This is a genomic window from Streptomyces sp. NPDC001153 (genome assembly GCF_053598315.1).
Genome location: NZ_JBSFJZ010000039.1, coordinates 87165 through 101392 on the forward strand (window position 1 = coordinate 87165; position 14228 = coordinate 101392).

A 14228-nucleotide genomic window follows, 5' to 3' on the forward strand; every position below is an offset into this window, starting at 1 on the left:
GTCCTGTGAGACTTTCGCGGCGACGGCCGCAGGAGGCCGGGGAAGTCGGCTGCAAAAGTCTCAAACGGGGGAGGGGGCGCCCGGACCGGTGGCCGCGACCCGGAAGGTGATCCCGGCGGCGCGCAGCCGCTCGGTCAGGGCGTGACCCATCGCCTGCGCCGTGGTGACCTGCCCGGCCGTCGGCGGGAGGTCGTCGAAGGCCAGGCTGAGGGCCGCCTCGGCGAACATCTTCGCCGTCTCGTCGTAGCCGGGGTCGCCGCCCGAGACCTCCGTGAACACGCGCCGCCCGCCGCCCTCGCCGACGAAGCGCACCGCGAACCGGCTCCGCGCCCGCCGCTCCGCGCTCGGACCGTCCCCCGGCTGCAGCCGGCCCGACAACCAGCGCCGCGCGGGCGGCAGTTGGACGGCGGCCAGCGCCGCGCCGACGGCGGCGACCCCGCCGAGGGCGACCGGCAGGTGCCGCACCGCCGCGTAGTGCCGGTAGCGGAAGTCGGGGCCGTACCGGTCGAGCGCCTTCGCCGAGCGGCGCACGATCTGCGGGTCGACGGTCGGCAGCGGCAGTGCCCACGCGCCGACCTCCTTGGCGAACCGGGGCGCGCCCGTCGGCGCCGCGACCCGGCGCCCCATCAGCCGCGGCTCGTGCCGGCCGCGTTCGCGCGCCGCGGCCAGCAGCTGCCGGCCGCGGGCGAACTGGTTCAGCGCCGAGGCCAGGGTGCCGCCGGAGAAGGCCGCGTCGGCGGTCACATATCCGTCCACGGTCAGCGGAACGCCCTCCGGCAGCTGCCGGACGGTGAAGTACACGCCCAGGTCGTGGGGTACGGAGTCGAATCCGCACGCGTGCACCAGGCGTGCGCCCGTCTCCCGCGCGCGTGTGTCGTGCCGGACGTACATCAGGTCCACGAACTCCGGCTCGCCGGTCAGGTCCAGGTAGTCGGTTCCGGCGTCCGCGCATGCCGCGACCAGTTCCTCGCCGTAGAGCACGTACGGCCCGACGCTCGTGGCGACCACGCGCGCGTGCTCGGCGAGGCCGCGCAGGGTCGCGGGCTCGGCCACGTCGGCCCGCAGGACCCCGACGTCCGCCCCGCCGGGCAGACGCCCGCGCAGGCGTTCCAGCTTGCCCTCGTCGCGACCGGCCACGGCCCAGCGCAGGTCCTTCGGCGCGTGGGCGGCGAGATACTCCGCCGTGAGGGTGCCGACGAAGCCGGTGGCTCCGAAGAGCACGAGGTCGTAGGGACGATCCGTCCTGTTCAGCCTGCTCATGACACCCCTTGGTCCCGCAGCCCGCGCCGCTGTCGGTGGCCGAGGCTAGCGTGAGGGAAGTGAGCGACGACGACCAGCCCGGAGACAGCGGTGGCCGCAGCCAGGAACGCCCTGATAAAGCCGGAGAAAGTGTGCGAGTACCTCGGCGCGGACGGCGGCGATCACCCCGCTGCGCCTCACCGCCGGGCTCCGGGTGCCAGGCCGTGGCCACGGACTCCGGCGCAGCCGCCTCTCACTCTCCCGGGTGATCGGCGAGCAGCCGGGCACTTGACTAAGCGCTTGCTCGTTAGGTCTTGTGTCCGGTGGAACGCGTTCTTAGCATCACCGGTGTTACATCAGTTGTGTCACACACGCTTTGGGGGCTGGACGCATGACGACGGCAGGGACGCCGGCGGCGCCGGGCGGCGGGCCGCTCTCCGGCGTGCGCGTGCTCGAGCTGGCCGGCATCGGGCCGGGCCCGTTCGCGGCCATGCTCCTCGCGGACCTGGGCGCGGACGTGGTCCGGGTGGACCGGCCGGGCGGCCCCCGCCTCGGCATCGACCCCGCGTACGACGTCACCAACCGCAACAAGCGGTCGACCGTGGTCGACCTGAAGGCACCGGACGGCCCCGCGCGCGTACTGGACCTCGCCGAGCGGGCCGACATCCTCATCGAGGGCTACCGCCCGGGCGTCGCCGAGCGCCTCGGCGTCGGCCCCGAGGACTGCCACGCCCGGAACCCCCGGCTGGTCTACGGCCGCATGACGGGCTGGGGGCAGGACGGCCCGCTCGCCGACCGCGCGGGCCACGACGTGGCCTACATCGCGCTGACCGGCACCCTCGGCATGACCGGCCGCCCGGACGAGCCCCCGGTCTTTCCCGCCAACCTGCTCGGCGACTACGCGGGCGGCTCCCTCTACCTGGTCGTCGGCGTCCTCGCCGCGCTGCACCACGCGCGCGTGACCGGCACCGGACAGGTCGTCGACGCCGCCATCGTGGACGGCACGGCCCACCTCTCGGCGATGATCCACGGCATGCTCGCGGCCGGAGGCTGGCAGGACCGGCGCGCCGCCAACCTCCTCGACGGCGGCTGCCCCTACTACGGCACCTATGAGACGGCCGACGGCAAGTACATGGCGGTCGGCGCCCTGGAGGGGCAGTTCTACGCGGAGTTCCTGCGGCTGCTCGGCCTGGACGACCTGGCACCGGCCCACAAGGACCTCACCCGCTGGGGCGAGCTGCGCGAGCGCGTCGCCGCCCGCTTCAAATCCCGCACCCGGGACGAGTGGACGGCACTCTTCGAGGGAACCGACGCCTGTGTGGCCCCCGTGCTGTCCCTGCGCGAGGCCCCGCACCACCCGCACCTGGCCGCCCGCGGCACCTTCACCGACCACGCCGGCATCACCCAGCCGGCCCCCGCCCCCCGCTTCTCCGCCACCCCGACGTCCGTCCGTACCGGCCCCGCCCTGCCGGGCGCCGACACGGAGGCGGTGGCGCGGGACTGGGGGATACCCGCACCCCTGAACGACGCCCCGGTCACCGACGCCGAATGACCCGGCCCACCCCGCTCGGCCCACCCTCCCGAAAGGCACACCAGTGAGCACCGAAGCGTACGTGTACGACGCGATCCGCACCCCGCGCGGCCGCGGCAAGGCGAACGGCGCCCTGCACGGCACGAAGCCCATCGACCTGGTCGTCGGCCTCATCCACGAGATCCGCGACCGCTTCCCCGGCCTCGACCCGGCCGCGGTCGACGACATCGTGCTCGGTGTCGTCGGACCGGTCGGCGACCAGGGTTCCGACATCGCCCGGATCGCCGCGATCGCCGCCGGACTGCCGGACACGGTCGCCGGCCTGCAGGAGAACCGCTTCTGTGCCTCGGGCCTGGAGGCCGTCAACCTGGCCGCCGCCAAGGTCCGTTCCGGCTGGGAGGACCTGGTTCTCGCGGGCGGTGTGGAGTCCATGTCCCGGGTGCCGATGGCCTCCGACGGCGGCGCCTGGTTCAACGACCCGATGACCAACCTCGCCGTCAACTTCGTGCCACAGGGCATCGGCGCCGACCTGATCGCCACCATCGAGGGCTTCTCCCGCCGCGACGTCGACGAGTACGCGGCCCTGTCCCAGGAGCGTGCCGCCACGGCCTGGAAGGAGGGCCGCTTCGACCGCTCCGTCGTCCCCGTCAAGGACCGCAGCGGCCTGGTCGTCCTCGACCACGACGAGCATCTGCGTCCCGGCACCACCGCCGACTCCCTCGCCAGGCTCAAGCCGTCCTTCGCGGACATCGGCGAACTGGGCGGCTTCGACGCCGTCGCCCTGCAGAAGTACCACTGGGTGGAGAAGATCGACCACGTCCACCACGCGGGCAACTCCTCCGGCATCGTGGACGGCGCCTCGCTCGTCGCGATCGGCTCCAAGGAGGTCGGCGAGCGCTACGGCCTCACCCCGCGCGCGCGGATCGTCTCCGCCGCCGTGTCCGGCTCCGAGCCCACCATCATGCTCACCGGACCCGCCCCCGCCACCCGCAAGGCCCTGGCCAAGGCCGGCCTCACCATCGACGACATCGACCTGGTCGAGATCAACGAGGCGTTCGCCGCGGTCGTGCTGCGCTTCGTCAAGGACATGGGCCTGTCCCTGGACAAGGTCAACGTCAACGGCGGCGCCATCGCCCTCGGCCACCCGCTCGGCGCGACCGGCGCGATGATCCTCGGCTCGCTCATCGACGAGCTGGAGCGCCAGGACAAGCGCTACGGCCTCGCCACCCTGTGCGTCGGCGGCGGCATGGGCATCGCCACCATCGTCGAGCGCATCTGAACTCCCCGCGGAATCACGAGACTTCCGAGACCTCAACGGAGACGACTGTCATGACCGAGAGCACCACCATCCGCTGGGAGCAGGACGACACCGGTGTCGTCACCCTCGTCCTGGACGACCCCAACCAGTCCGCGAACACCATGAACCAGGCGTTCCGCGCCTCCATCACGGCGATCGCCGCGCGTGCCGAGGCCGAGAAGGACTCCATCCGCGGCATCATCTACACCTCCGCCAAGAAGACCTTCTTCGCGGGCGGCGACCTCAAGGACATGATCAAGGCCGGTCCCGAGGACGCCCAGCAGGTCTTCGACACCGCCACCGAGATCAAGAACGCGCTGCGTCGCATCGAGACCCTCGGCAAGCCGGTCGTCGCCGCCGTCAACGGCGCGGCCCTGGGCGGCGGTTACGAGATCGCGCTCGCCTCCCACCACCGCATCGCCCTGGACGCCCCCGGCTCCAAGATCGGCCTGCCCGAGGTCACGCTCGGCCTGCTGCCCGCGGGCGGCGGCGTCACCCGCACGGTGCGCCTGATGGGCATCACCGACGCGCTGCTGAAGGTGCTGCTGCAGGGCACCCAGTACAACCCCCGCCGCGCCCTGGAGAACGGCCTGGTCCACGAGGTGGCCGCCACCGAGGAGGAGATGCTGGCCAAGGCCCGCGCCTTCATCGACGCCCACCCCGAGTCGCGCCAGCCCTGGGACGTCCCCGGCTACAAGATCCCGGGTGGCACCCCCGCCAACCCGAAGTTCGCCGCGAACCTGCCCGCGTTCCCGGCCAGTCTGCGCAAGCAGACGAACGGCGCCCCCTACCCGGCGCCGCGCAACATCATGGCCGCCGCCGTCGAGGGGTCCCAGGTCGACTTCGAGACCGCGATCACCATCGAGACCCGCTACTTCACCGAGCTGGTCACCGGGCAGACCGCCAAGAACATGATCCAGGCGTTCTTCTTCGACCTCCAGGCGGTCAACTCCGGCGCCAACCGCCCGAAGGGCATCGAGGCCCGCAAGGTCCGCAAGGTCGCCGTCCTCGGCGCCGGCATGATGGGCGCCGGCATCGCCTACTCCTGTGCCCGCGCCGGCATCGACGTCGTCCTGAAGGACGTCTCCCTGGAGGCGGCGGCCAAGGGCAAGGCCTACTCCGAGAAGCTGTGCGCCAAGGCCGTCGCCAAGGGCCGTACCAGCCAGGAGAAGGCGGACGCGCTGCTCGCCCTGATCACGCCCACCGCCGAGGCCGCCGACCTCGCGGGCTGCGACGCCGTGATCGAGGCCGTCTTCGAGGACACCGCGCTCAAGCACAAGGTGTTCCAGGAGATCGAGTCCATGGTCGCGCCCGACGCGCTGCTGTGCTCCAACACCTCCACCCTGCCCATCACCACGCTCGCCGAGGGCGTGGAGCGCCAGGCCGACTTCATCGGGCTGCACTTCTTCTCCCCGGTCGACAAGATGCCGCTGGTGGAGATCATCAAGGGCGAGCGCACCGGCGACGAGGCCCTGGCCCGGGCCTTCGACCTGGTCCGGCAGATCAACAAGACGCCGATCGTGGTGAACGACTCGCGCGGCTTCTTCACCTCCCGCGTGATCGGCCACTTCATCAACGAGGGCGTCGCCATGGTCGGCGAGGGCATCGAGCCCGCCTCCGTGGAGCAGGCCGCCGCCCAGGCCGGCTACCCGGCCAAGGTGCTCTCCCTCATGGACGAGCTGACCCTCACCCTCCCGCGCAAGATCCGCAACGAGACCAGGCGGGCCGTGGAGGAGGCGGGCGGCACCTGGACCGCGCACCCGGCCGAGGCGGTCATCGACCGCATGGTCGACGAGTTCGGCCGCACCGGACGCAGCGGCGGCGCCGGCTTCTACGACTACACCGAGGACGGCAAGCGGGCCGGACTCTGGCCGGGTCTGCGCGAGCACTTCGGCAAGTCCGGGTACGAGATCCCGTTCCGGGACATGCAGGAGCGGATGCTCTTCTCCGAGGCGCTGGACACCGTACGCCTCCTGGAGGAGGGCGTCCTGACCTCGGTCGCCGACGCCAACATCGGCTCGATCTTCGGCATCGGCTTCCCGGGCTGGACCGGCGGTGTGCTCCAGTACATCAACGGCTACGAAGGGGGCCTGCCCGGATTCGTGGCACGCGCGCGTGAGCTGGCAGAGCGTTACGGCGAGCGTTTCACCCCGCCCGCGCTGCTCGTGGAGAAGGCCGAGCAGGGGGAGCCGTTCAGCGACTCAGTCCGTTCCTGACCCGGTGACCCACTCGCTCAGCTCTTCCCGCAGCGAGCGCTGGAACGTCGTCAGCAGCGCCTGCACCACCAGAGGGTGCATGTGCGCCGACAGGGACTTCACGTCCCGGGCGTCACGCTCGGCCACCTCGCCGCGGAAAAGCTGGGAGAGTTCATGGGCCGCGGCGCGCGAGTGCTCGATGAGCACCTTGCGCGCCGCGAGGATCACCTCCTGCGACAGCGGTACGTCGAGCAGCTGCACCCCGAGCCGCAGCAGCCCGGAGTCCACCCGGAAGACGTCACCCTCCGCGCCCTCCGCCGCCATGACGACGTTCATCGCCGCCAGCCGCTCCACGTCCTCGGCGGTGAGCGGCCGTCCGGCCCGCCGCTCCAGCTCCTCCCGCGACACCGTGTCGACCGCGTCCGGCGCCCAGGACGCGACCACCGCACGGTGGATGGCCAGGTCGTGCGGGGAGAGGTCGGCGGGCAGCTGCCGGAGGTAGCGCTCGATCGCCGACAGGGTCATGCCCTGCTGCTGCAACTCCTCGATCAGGGCCAGCCGGGCCAGGTGCTGCGGCCCGTAGTGCCCCACCCGGCGCGGGCCGATCACCGGCGGCGGCAACAGACCCTTGCTGCCGTAGAAGCGGACGGTACGCACCGTGACGCCCGCGCGGGCGGCCAGCTCGTCGATGGTGAGGGGCGTGTCCCCGGCATCGGTCGTCATGTGCAGCAGTATCGCTGTCTCACCAATGGTGTGAAACCTCGGGTGAACGGCAGGTGAACCATGGGTTGATCATGTGAGAAGTAACGCTGTGTGACATGGGCCACCGCGTAGAGGTGATTCTTTCTGGGAAGCTGCTGGCTTGGTCTGTGCCGCGACTCAACAGGGTGGTGCGGACCAAGCCCTGCACGTCCCCCGGCCCACGAGGTCCGGGCGCACCAGGAAGTGAACCACCCGTGAGCAAGGACGCCGTGGAATCGGCACCGGCCGCCGCCCGTACCCATGCGGCCCATGCGGCCCAGACGCCCGCGGACGCGGGCGACGCCGGTTACAGCAAGGACCTCAAGGCCCGCCACGTCAACATGATCGCCATCGGCGGCGCCATCGGCACCGGACTCCTCCTGGGCGCCGGCGGCCGCCTGCACAACGCGGGCCCGGCACTCGCCCTGGCCTACCTGGTCTGCGGCGTCTTCGCCTTCTTCGTCGTCCGGGCCCTGGGCGAGCTGGTCCTGTACCGGCCGTCCTCCGGGTCCTTCGTGTCCTACGCGCGTGAGTTCCTCGGCGAGAAGGGCGCCTACGTCGCCGGCTGGATGTACTTCCTGAACTGGTCGACCACCGGCATCGCCGACATCACCGCGATCGCGCTCTACACGCACTACTGGAGCATGTTCACCAGCATTCCCCAGTGGGTGCTCGCCCTGATCGCCCTCGCGGTGGTCCTGGCCGTGAACCTGATCTCGGTGAAGATCTTCGGCGAGATGGAGTTCTGGTTCGCGATCATCAAGGTCGCCACCATCGTCGGCTTCATGCTGATCAGCATTTTCCTGCTCGCCACCCAGCACAAGGTCGGCGGGCACACCCCCGGCCTGAGCGTCATCACCGACCACGGCGGACTCTTCCCGCACGGCGCGATGCCGGTCGTCCTGGTCATGCAGGGCGTGATCTTCGCCTACGCCGCCCTGGAACTGGTCGGTGTCGCCGCCGGCGAGACCGCCGAGCCGGAGAAGGTCGTCCCCCGCGCCGTGAACTCGATCATGTGGCGTGTGGGCCTGTTCTACGTCGGTTCGGTCGTGCTGCTCGCTCTGCTGCTGCCCGGCTCGGTGTACTCCGCCGGCGAGAGCCCGTTCGTCACCGTCCTGTCGAAGATCGGCGTTCCGGCGGCCGGTGACGTGATGAACCTGGTCGTCCTGACCGCCGCCATGTCCTCGCTGAACTCCGGCCTGTACTCCACCGGCCGCATCCTGCGCTCCATGGCCATGGCGGGCTCCGCCCCGAAGTTCACCGCCCGCATGAACCGCCGCCAGGTCCCCTACGGCGGCATCCTGCTGACCTGCGCGGTCTGCGTGCTGGGCGTCGGCCTGAACTACCTGATGCCCAGCCAGGCCTTCGAGATCGTGCTGAACGTCGCCTCCCTCGGCATCATCAGCACCTGGGTGATCATCATGCTCTGCCACATGATCTTCGTCCGCCGCGCCCGCGCCGGCCTCGCGACCCGCCCGCACTTCCAGTTGAAGTTCAGCCCGGTCACCGAGATCGCGACGATCGTGTTCCTGCTGATCTGCCTCGGCATGATGTGGAACGACCCCGACGTCGGCCGGAAGACCATCCTGCTGATTCCGGTGATCGCCGTCATGCTGGTCGCCGGCTGGTTCGGCGTACGCCGCCGGGTGTCGAAGAACACCGACCGGGAGCTCTCCGAGCTCACAAAGTAGCAGCTCAGCGCCACTGTCAGTGGCATCGCCTACGGTGGCGTCATGTCGGAGATCACGTATGTCCGGGGTGACGCCACCGTGCCGTCGGTCAAGGGCGTCAAGGTGATCGCCCATGTCTGCAACGACATCGGCGGCTGGGGGAAGGGCTTCGTGCTCGCACTCTCGCGACGCTGGCCGGAGCCGGAGGCCGCGTACCGCGCCTGGCACCGGGACCGCGCACACAGCGACTTCGGGCTGGGCGCGGTCCAGCTGGTCCGGGTCGAGCCTTATGTGTGGGTGGCCAACATGATCGGCCAGCGCGGCATCAGGAGGGGCAGCAAGGGCGTCCCCGTCCGCTACGAGGCGATCGACACCGCCCTCGACCGGCTCGCCGGCGAAGTGACCGAACTGGGCGCGTCCGTGCACATGCCACGCATAGGCTGCGGCCTGGCGGGCGGCACCTGGTCCCGCATAGAGCCGCTCATCACCGAGCGGCTGGTGAAACGCGGCATCGCGGTCACGGTGTACGACCATGGAGAGGGCGGCGGATGAGCTCACACACTCCTGCGACGGACGTCCTGGTGCTGGGCGGGGCCGGCGTGGACACGATCATCCACGTCCCCGAGCTGCCCCTTCCGTACGCCGACAGCTACATGATCGACTCCGGGATCCGCACCCGCGCCGGGCAGACCGGCGACTTCGTCGCGCTGGGCCTCGCCGCACTCGGCCTGCGCACCCACCACCTCGACCTGCTCGGCGACGACCCCGAGGGCGACCTCGTGCGCGCCCTGCACCGCGAGCACGGCATCGGACTGACCGCGCTGCCGCAGCCCGCCGGCACCAGACGGGCCGTGAATCTCGTCGGCCCGGACGGCCGCCGCCTGTCCCTGTACGACACCAGCCGAGCCCGCCCCGGCGACCGCTTCCCGCCGGAGCTGCTGCACACGCTGGCCGGGGCGAGCCGCCATGTGCACGTGACCATCACCCAGCCCTGCGCCGAGGCGCTGCCGGTGCTGACCGCGACGGGCGTGCCCCTGTCCACGGACCTGCACGACTGGGACGGGGAGAACCCGTACCACGAGCCCTTCGCTCACACGGCGGACGTCGTCTTCCTGTCGGCCGCCGCGCTGACCGACCCCGAGCGGACGATGCGGCGCATCGCCGAGCGGGGGAGGGCCGTCGTGGTCGTCGCCACCGCCGGAGCGGAGGGCTCCCTTCTGCTGGCCGACGGCGAGCTGATCCGCGTGCCCGCGGAGTCGCCGCCCGCGCCGGTGGTGGACTCCAACGGCGCGGGCGACGCCTTCGCCGCCGCGTTCCTCTACGGCCGCCTCGCCGGCGAGCCGCCCGAGACCTGCGCCCGCTACGGCGCGGTCGCGGGTGCGTACGCCTGCACGGTCCCGGCCTCCCGAGCGGAGTCGATGGACCGGGCCGAACTGCTCAAACGGGCGGCGGAACCGAGACCCTGAACCGACCGGACAACAGGGCCGGGCGCCTGCAGCAGCCGGACAGCAGGGCCGGGCTCCGGCATCGGCCGGAGTGCCAGGGCCCAGCCCCCGAACCGGCCGCACAGCGGGTCAGTGTCAGTTCACTGCGCCACCCGGATGTCAGAGCCGAGCCCCTGTGCCCGCCGGACGGCGGAATCGGGACCCTGCACCAGCCCGGCGGCGGAACCGAGCCCCTGCGCCGTGCGCCGGCCCGACGGCAGAGCCGAGGCGGCACCGGCCCGGTCCGGGTCAGTGCCCGCGCGTGTCGTGGATGTCGTTCGTCGCCTCGATCTTCTTCCACGACTTCGGCTGGGCCACCGCCGTGCCCGCCTTCGCCGGGGAGGCGCCGCCTGCCGCCGGCGCGGCCGGTTTCGACGGCTGGAACAGCCAGGTGTCGAACAGTGCCGCGAGGGGCTTGCCGGACACCTGCTCGGCGTACTTCTGGAAGTCGGCCACCGAGGCGTTGCCGTACGCGTGCTCCTGCGGCCAGCCCTTGAGGATGCGGAAGAACGCGTCGTCACCGATCGCGTCGCGCAGCGCCTGGATGGCGAGCGCTCCACGGTCGTACACGGCGATGTCGAACTGGTCGTCCGGGCCGGGGTCGCCGGGCTTGACCGTCCAGAACGCGTCGGTGGCCGGATGGGAGGCGTACACATAGTCGGCGAGTTCCTGCGTGGTGCCCTCGCCCTCGTGCTCCGACCACAGCCACTGCGCGTACCGGGCGAATCCCTCGTTGATCCAGATGTCCTTCCAGCCCTTCAGCGACACGTCGTCGCCGTACCACTGGTGGGCCAGCTCGTGCACGACCACGGAGGTGTTGGAGCCGTTCGCGAACTGCTTCGGGCTGTAGTAGACGCGGGTCTGGGTCTCCAGCGCGTACCCGGTGGTGGTGTTCGGCACGTATCCGCCGGCCGTGCTGAACGGATACGGCCCGAAATAGCCGCTGAGCCAGTCGACGATCTCCCCGGTGCGCTCCACGCTCGCCCGTGCGGCCCCGTCGTTGTCGCCGAGGTCCTGGCTGTAGGCGTTGATGACCGGCACTCCGCCGTCGGAGGTGCTGGTCGTGATGTCGAACTTGCCGATGGCGAGGGTGGCCAGATAAGTCGCCTGCGGCTTGTTCTGCCGCCAGTTGTAGCGGGTCCAGCCCAGTTTCGAACTGGTCGACTGGAGGGTGCCGTTGGAGAGGACCTGGGTGCCGTCCGGCACGGCCACCGACACGTCGTAGGTGGCCTTGTCGCTCGGGTGGTCGTTGCTCGGGAACCACCACCAGGCGGCCTCGGGCTCGTCGGCCGCGACGGCGCCGTCGGGCGTGCGGTGCCAGGTGTTGAAGCCGTAGGCGCTCTTCGTCGACGGCACCCCGCTGTAGCGGACCACCACCGTGATCGGCGTGCCCTTGGCCAGCGGCGTCTTCGGCGTGATCACCAGCTCGTGCTGCCCCGAGGTGGTGAAGGCGGCCTTCGCTCCGTTGACCCGTACCTCGCTCACGTCCAGCAGGAAGTCCAGGTCGAAGCTGGACAGGTCCTGGGTGGTCCGCGCCAGGATCGTCGCCGTGCCCTGCAGCGCGTCCGTCTTCGGCTGGTACTGCAGCCTCAGGTCGTAGTGCGAGACGTCGTAGCCGCCGTTGCCGTAGTCGGGGTAGTAGGGGTCGCCGATGCCCGGCGCGCCGGGGGAGAAGCTCGCGGCCGATGCCGGGATCGCCAGCAGGAGGGAGGCCGCCGCGAGTGCGCCCGGCGCGATGATTCTGCGGTGCACGTCAGCTCCAAGTCGTCTGGACTGCAAGTCCGTTGGGGAAATCCGTCAGGGATCACTGTTCGGAGCCTATTCAGTCCCTGTGGCCCCTGCCCTGTCCATGGCCCCCGCTGTCACACGATCGCCATTCAGCCGTCACGTGCCCACGGAGTGCCGCAAAGCCCTCTTCTGCGACGGGAGTTCACCGGAGTAGCGTCCGTGCATGCCGATACGCACCCTCCTCCGCACGCGCTTCACGATCTGGAGAGCGCTCGCGACCGCGGTCGTCGCCATCCTGACGGCCGCCTTCCTCACCCCGTCCGCCGCACACGCCGCCACCGGCGCGAGCCGGGCCCCGCGCGAGAGCCGGCCCGTCTACTCCTACGCCCATGCCGTCCGCGAGTCCGTCTGGGTGGACACGGGGCTCGACGGGGACGGCGACGGCCACACCGACCGCGTCGCCGCCGACATCGTCCGGCCCGCCGAACCAGCCCGCCAGGGCCGCAAGGTGCCCGTCATCATGGACGCCAGCCCCTACTACTCCTGCTGCGGACGCGGCAACGAGAGCCAGGTCAAGACGTACGACGCGCAGGGCCACGTCGTGCAGATGCCGCTGTTCTACGACAACTACTTCGTGCCCCGCGGCTACGCGTTCGTCGGCGTCGACCTCGCCGGCACCAACCGCTCCGACGGCTGCGTCGACGTCGGCGGCCGCTCCGACATCCAGTCCGCGAAGGCCGTCATCGACTGGCTGAACGGCCGCGCCAAGGCGTACACCAGCCGGACCGGGACCAAGACCGTCCGAGCGACCTGGACCAACGGCCGCACCGGCATGATCGGCAAGAGCTGGGACGCCACGATCGCCAACGGCGTCGCCGCCACCGGCGTGAACGGCCTGAAGACCATCGTCCCGATCAGCGGCATCTCCTCCTGGTACGACTACTACTTCGCGCAGGGCGCCCCGCTGTACGACGGCGGCCCCGGCGAACTGGCCGGTTACGTCGAGAGCGACGCCGCGCACGCCCACTGCGCCGCCGTACAGAAGAAACTCGCCGACGGCAGCCCGCGCAGCGGCGACTGGACACCGCTGTGGACCGAGCGGGACTACGTCCAGGACGCGGCCAAGGTGCGCGCCAGCGTGTTCCTGGTGCACGGCATGCAGGACCTCAACGTCCGCACCAAGCACTTCGGCCAGTGGTGGGACGCGCTGGCGAAGCACGGCGTCGAGCGCAAGATCTGGCTGTCCCAGACCGGCCATGTCGACCCCTTCGACTACCGGCGCGGCGCCTGGGTGGACACCCTGCACCGCTGGTTCGACCATGAACTCCTCGGCTACGACAACGGCATCGACCGCGAGCCGATGGCCGACATCGAACGCCACCCCGACCAGTGGGTCACCTCCCGCGTATGGCCCCCGCAGACCACCCGCATCACCGTTCTGCACCCGGCTCCCGGCACCCAGGCGGGCGTCGGCACGCTCGGCCTGCGCCCGGCCACCGGCACCGAGACCCTCACCGACGACCCGAAGCTGAGCGAGACCGACTGGGCGGCGCACCTCACCACGCCGACCCCGGAGAAGGCCGGCTTCCTCACCGCGCCGCTCAGCCATGATCTGCGCCTGTCCGGCTCGTCCACCGTGACGGTGACCGCGACACCGACCACCACCTCGGCCCACCTGTCCGCCGTCCTGGTCGACCTCGGCCCGGACACCATCCGCGACTACGCCGACGCCGCCGAGGGCATCACCACCCTCACCAACCGCACCTGCTGGGGCGAGAGCACGGCCGGGGACAGCGCCTGTTTCAAGGAGACGGCGGCCAGGACGGCCAAGGTCGACTACACCGTGTTCAGCCGCGGCTGGGCCGACCTCGGCCACTACGCCTCGCTCGACAAGGGCGTCCCGCTCACCCCGGGCAAGGCGTACACGATGACTCTCCGCCTCGCCGCGACCGACCACGTCGTTCCCGCGGGCCACCGGCTGGCCCTGATCATCGCGGGCACGGACAAGGACCTCATCGACCCGCCCGCCACGAAACCGACGCTCACGGTGTCCCTGTCGGGTACGACGGCCGGGCTCCCGCTGGTCGGTGGGGCGGCGGCGTTCGCCCGGGCCACCGGTGGTACGACGGCCATGGCCCCCGCCCCGGCACGGCTGATCGGCGTCCGCGCACCGCACGCCGCCCAGCACGTTCCGGCGAACTGACCGACCCCGGTCACTGCGTGGCTTGGGCCGTCCGGCGGCCGCGGCTCCGTCGTGGCCGGTCGCGCCCACGCGGCGGAGCCGCATATCGCCGCGGGGGCCCCCGGCCGCAGGGGGGCGGGGGCGGCGGCCCGCGGCTGGGT

The 14228-nt window shown here is 71.2% G+C and carries 10 protein-coding genes; 7 read left to right on the forward strand and 3 right to left on the reverse strand.

All coding sequences use genetic code 11. The annotated features are described in order from the left end of the window. Positions 1–60: 60 nt before the first annotated feature. Positions 61–1260: a saccharopine dehydrogenase family protein gene (locus tag ACWDEN_RS35435; protein ID WP_450862004.1), complete on the reverse strand. Its 1200-nt coding sequence runs from the start codon at positions 1258–1260 to the stop codon at positions 61–63. Positions 1261–1630: 370 nt separating this feature from the next. Here ACWDEN_RS35435 and ACWDEN_RS35440 point away from each other — a divergent pair, with 370 nt between their 5' ends. Genes ACWDEN_RS35440 through ACWDEN_RS35450 form a run of 3 tightly spaced genes read left to right on the forward strand, consistent with a single transcriptional unit; the run spans position 1631 to position 6283 of the window. Next, the gene (locus tag ACWDEN_RS35440; protein ID WP_450862006.1) at positions 1631–2791 is read left to right on the forward strand and encodes a CaiB/BaiF CoA transferase family protein; all 1161 of its coding nucleotides are present in this window, start codon (positions 1631–1633) and stop codon (positions 2789–2791) included. A 43-nt stretch (positions 2792–2834) separates the two neighbouring features. Next, positions 2835–4049: an acetyl-CoA C-acetyltransferase gene (locus ACWDEN_RS35445; RefSeq protein ID WP_450862008.1), complete on the forward strand. Its 1215-nt coding sequence runs from the start codon at positions 2835–2837 to the stop codon at positions 4047–4049. A gap of 50 nt (positions 4050–4099) precedes the next feature. Continuing rightward, positions 4100–6283 (forward strand): 3-hydroxyacyl-CoA dehydrogenase NAD-binding domain-containing protein, encoded by a 2184-nt coding sequence (locus ACWDEN_RS35450; RefSeq protein WP_450862010.1) that lies wholly within the window; start codon positions 4100–4102, stop codon positions 6281–6283. Here the strand turns inward: ACWDEN_RS35450 and ACWDEN_RS35455 are convergent. After that, a complete protein-coding gene (locus ACWDEN_RS35455) occupies positions 6269–6985 on the reverse strand; it encodes a MerR family transcriptional regulator (RefSeq protein ID WP_351622030.1) in 717 nt (238 codons plus the stop codon). The two genes, ACWDEN_RS35450 and ACWDEN_RS35455, sit on opposite strands and share 15 nt — an antisense overlap. Before the next feature lie 233 nt (positions 6986–7218). On the opposite strand from ACWDEN_RS35455, the gene ACWDEN_RS35460 reads away from it, so the two are divergent. From ACWDEN_RS35460 to ACWDEN_RS35470, 3 genes are read left to right on the forward strand one after another with little or no spacing between them, the layout of a single operon-like run. After that, the gene (locus ACWDEN_RS35460) at positions 7219–8694 is read left to right on the forward strand and encodes an amino acid permease (RefSeq protein ID WP_351622033.1); all 1476 of its coding nucleotides are present in this window, start codon (positions 7219–7221) and stop codon (positions 8692–8694) included. Between the two features lie 42 nt (positions 8695–8736). After that, entirely contained in the window at positions 8737–9225 is a 489-nt protein-coding gene (locus ACWDEN_RS35465) for a macro domain-containing protein (RefSeq protein ID WP_450862013.1), read from the forward strand. Further along, positions 9222–10139, forward strand: coding sequence for a PfkB family carbohydrate kinase (locus tag ACWDEN_RS35470; RefSeq protein ID WP_351622038.1), 918 nt, complete (start codon positions 9222–9224; stop codon positions 10137–10139). The genes ACWDEN_RS35465 and ACWDEN_RS35470 overlap by 4 nt, the downstream gene beginning before the upstream one ends. A gap of 267 nt (positions 10140–10406) precedes the next feature. Here the strand turns inward: ACWDEN_RS35470 and ACWDEN_RS35475 are convergent, their stop codons facing one another. After that, positions 10407–11909 (reverse strand): M1 family metallopeptidase, encoded by a 1503-nt coding sequence (locus tag ACWDEN_RS35475; RefSeq protein WP_450862015.1) that lies wholly within the window; start codon positions 11907–11909, stop codon positions 10407–10409. A gap of 199 nt (positions 11910–12108) precedes the next feature. On the opposite strand from ACWDEN_RS35475, the gene ACWDEN_RS35480 reads away from it, so the two are divergent. Beyond that, positions 12109–14088: a Xaa-Pro dipeptidyl-peptidase gene (locus tag ACWDEN_RS35480; RefSeq protein ID WP_450862017.1), complete on the forward strand. Its 1980-nt coding sequence runs from the start codon at positions 12109–12111 to the stop codon at positions 14086–14088. Positions 14089–14228: the final 140 nt, after the last annotated feature.

Excerpts from the sequence above, each read along its gene's own strand:
- ACWDEN_RS35455 (WP_351622030.1), bottom strand. The coding sequence starts at position 6,985 with ATGACGACCGATGCCGGGGACACGCCCCTCACCATCGACGAGCTGGCC.
- ACWDEN_RS35470 (WP_351622038.1), top strand. The coding sequence starts at position 9,222 with ATGAGCTCACACACTCCTGCGACGGACGTCCTGGTGCTGGGCGGGGCC.
- ACWDEN_RS35465 (WP_450862013.1), top strand. The coding sequence starts at position 8,737 with ATGTCGGAGATCACGTATGTCCGGGGTGACGCCACCGTGCCGTCGGTC.
- ACWDEN_RS35435 (WP_450862004.1), bottom strand. The coding sequence starts at position 1,260 with ATGAGCAGGCTGAACAGGACGGATCGTCCCTACGACCTCGTGCTCTTC.
- ACWDEN_RS35480 (WP_450862017.1), top strand. The coding sequence starts at position 12,109 with ATGCCGATACGCACCCTCCTCCGCACGCGCTTCACGATCTGGAGAGCG.
- ACWDEN_RS35450 (WP_450862010.1), top strand. The coding sequence starts at position 4,100 with ATGACCGAGAGCACCACCATCCGCTGGGAGCAGGACGACACCGGTGTC.
- ACWDEN_RS35440 (WP_450862006.1), top strand. The coding sequence starts at position 1,631 with ATGACGACGGCAGGGACGCCGGCGGCGCCGGGCGGCGGGCCGCTCTCC.